A 3,043-nucleotide genomic window follows, 5' to 3' on the forward strand; every position below is an offset into this window, starting at 1 on the left:
GAATTTGAAATAGTAATTTCAAATAATAATTTAAACTAAACAACTAAAAAATATAAAATAAAAAGTTTTGTTAATCACATCTATAAATCTTTATAAATTCTATATCTAAATAATGTATTTAGGGTTTAAATTCAATAGAATTTAAACCCCTTTTTTCTTAAAATTTAATTATAAATGAAAGTACTAAAAGTAAGCCTAATGCAATAAGTTGAGATGGTCTTTGAAACCTATTAGCATCTTTTAAATTAGAACCTTCCACAATAGGTATAACAGTAGATAATGCTGCAATAGGACCACCTGTTAAAAAATACTGCGCAATTGATGCACCGCCAGCAGCAACTAAAGCAAGTGCGAAAGTATAAGGACAACTACTCATAGTAGCTTGCAAAAATGGTAAAACTATAGCCGAGCTTGCACCATAACTTTGTGTAATAAATCCAGCTACAACAGCTACTACAAACATTGCTTGAACAGGGGCGATTTTTAAAATAGGTTCAAAAACATCTGCAATAATTTTTGCTAATCCTATTTCTTTAATAGTAGCACTCATAAACAAAAATGTTATAGTTGCAACAAGTGGGATTGCGATTTTACCAACGCCATCTATCATTTGTTTTTCAGCACTAAAAATATTCATTTTTGCTAAAATGATAGTCAAAACACTAGCAAAAACACCGAGTAAAAATATAGGATAGCCAAAAATAAAGCCAGCAAAAAGTGCTATAAAAGGTAAAAATACTACGAAAGTATTATATTTACTTTTCTGTTCTTCTAGTTCTTTAATGGCTTGATTTAATTTATCTTTATCTATACTAATAGAATATTTTTTTCTATAAATTTTAGACCTAATAGCAGAACAAATAATCAAAAACACGGCAATTACAATACCAAAAATATTTATAAGACCAAATCCAATGTTAGTAGCTCCAATAATAGCAACCTGTGTTGGGTGAGTAAAGCCACCAAAATTGCCTAAATGTCCTGCGTGAGCGTGAATAGCTGCTGAATGATTTGGATTCATTCCTAATAAAACCGATGGCTTTGCAGTTACAACTGCAGTTACAGATGGTTGAGTAAAACCTGTAAGCATTCCAATTACACCTGCACCAATAGCACTAGCTGCTGCAATTCCTTCTCCGCCACCAATTTTTCTACCAATTTTAATAATTAATTTTATAATATCATCCATAAAACCGCTTGCTTGCATAGTTCCTATAAACATTAAAATACCAGTCATATCTAAAATCACAGGATTAAGTCCTGATAATAATAATTTGTTTAAAGTAAGTTCTCTTATATCAAGCATAGCAACTAAAACACTAATTGTAGTGCCAATAAGTGCTGTTAAATAAAGCGGTGTTTTTCCAATTACCATCAAAATTAGCGTAATGCTCATAATAATTTGAGCAACAATAATATAATTCATAATCCATCCTTTATATGTTTATCTCAACTATAAATAATAAAATTAAAAATATTTATAGTAATTTTCAAATTCTTGTTTGATTTCATTATTTGAAAAACCATTAGATAAAAGCATTGTTAAAAACAATCTTGCTTTTAAACTATCAAAAAAACTCCCCATAATAAAGCCACTTTTTTGCATATCCATCTCGCTTCCTTCATAAGCATATGTTTTATAAGCACTCATTCCACTTCCTGTACGAGTTGTGATGATGCAAGGAATTTTTAAGTTTAATTCTTTTAATTTTCTAGCCGCAGTAAACGATACATGTCCTGCTCCAAAACCATCAATTACCAAACCATCAAAACCTGATAAATTATTTAAAAACATACTATCACCATCAAGGCAAGTAGGGATTATTGCTACATTTTTATTTAAACTATTAGGCGTTTTATAAATCTTATTTTTATAAATTGGACTTATATAAATTACATCTTTTTCATAAATATAACCTATATTTCCACCATTAATAGATACAAAAGTTTCAAGTGCAAAAGAATTGCTTTTGTGTATAAATCTAGGCTGATAAATAGTATGATTAAACACACAAAGAACCCCACGATTTAAGGAATTTGTATTGCTTGCCACTAAAATTGCTTGATATAAATTACTAGCCCCATCGGCTCCTATTTCACTAGGATTTTTCATAGCACCAGTAATTACTAAAGGAGCTGCTTCATCCCAAAATAAACTAAGCAAAAATGCACTTTCTTCAAGAGTGTCAGTTCCTTGAGTGACAACAACTCCAGTTGAGCCATGTCTAATCTCTTCTTTTGCTGTTTTTAACACTTCTAATAAATTATCATAATTTAAAGATGGGCTAGGAAGAGATAAAATCGTTTTTGCTTCTATTTTTATATCTTCGCTTAACCCTATGCTTTCAACCAACATTTTTGCATCTAATTTAGGATTTACCCCACCACTACTATCTTTTAGCATACAAATAGTTCCGCCAATACCTAATACACTTATTTTCATAAATACCCCCTAAAATAAAATGTATAAGTATTATAAAAAATATAGCTTTAAATAAAGTATAATTTAGCCTTATAATATGTCAAATAATTGCTCTAATTTCTAAGATTATAAATTAATCAAAAACTTTTTATTTTTTAGTTTAAATTGATTATAAGATTTAATAATTTGCAAATCTTTTTGAGTGTTTTGAAGTATCGTTTTCTATCTTAAAATAAACAAACATAATAATCATATCAGTTACATTGCTAACATTCCAGCTGCTTATACCACTAAAGTTTTTTTGTATATTTAAAAAGTGTGCCAATATCAGTAATAGCACTTGTATCTATATCACCTAAGCTTATGCTCAAATCATTTACTAATACTTGTAATTCTTCTTTTGTTTTAGTGTTGTATTTAATATAGATTATTTTGTAAAATTTTTTCATTCGTATACCTAATAATATAGTCTAAATGTATAGATTATATCTTGCTTATCTTAAGGCTATAATTAATACAAAGGTTAAATCTTGATAATTTTCTTATGGAATTTAAAACAAGAATTTCAATTTATTGCTAAGTACAATTTTTTTAATTTATATATTCGCCGATTTTTATTAG

General features: G+C 28.2%; 3 protein-coding genes. All 3 read right to left on the bottom strand.

Annotated elements, in window-relative coordinates; translation table 11 throughout:
* Positions 1–157: 157 nt before the first annotated feature.
* Positions 158–1,426 (bottom strand): citrate transporter, encoded by a 1,269-nt coding sequence (locus KJQ97_RS09075; protein ID WP_214120644.1) that lies wholly within the window; start codon positions 1,424–1,426, stop codon positions 158–160.
* 42 nt (positions 1,427–1,468) lie between these two features.
* Positions 1,469–2,443, bottom strand: a complete 975-nt coding sequence (locus KJQ97_RS09080) for an asparaginase (RefSeq protein ID WP_214120645.1) — start codon at positions 2,441–2,443, stop codon at positions 1,469–1,471.
* Between the two features lie 269 nt (positions 2,444–2,712).
* Positions 2,713–2,871 carry a hypothetical protein gene (locus KJQ97_RS09085; protein ID WP_214117677.1) on the bottom strand — a complete coding sequence of 53 codons (159 nt, stop codon included), beginning with the start codon at positions 2,869–2,871 and terminating at the stop codon, positions 2,713–2,715.
* Positions 2,872–3,043: the final 172 nt, after the last annotated feature.

The organism is Campylobacter sp. 2018MI01, assembly GCF_018501205.1.
In the GTDB taxonomy this organism is placed as follows: domain Bacteria; phylum Campylobacterota; class Campylobacteria; order Campylobacterales; family Campylobacteraceae; genus Campylobacter_E.

Excerpts from the sequence above, each read along its gene's own strand:
- KJQ97_RS09075 (WP_214120644.1), bottom strand. The coding sequence starts at position 1,426 with ATGAATTATATTATTGTTGCTCAAATTATTATGAGCATTACGCTAATT.
- KJQ97_RS09085 (WP_214117677.1), bottom strand. The coding sequence starts at position 2,871 with ATGAAAAAATTTTACAAAATAATCTATATTAAATACAACACTAAAACA.
- KJQ97_RS09080 (WP_214120645.1), bottom strand. The coding sequence starts at position 2,443 with ATGAAAATAAGTGTATTAGGTATTGGCGGAACTATTTGTATGCTAAAA.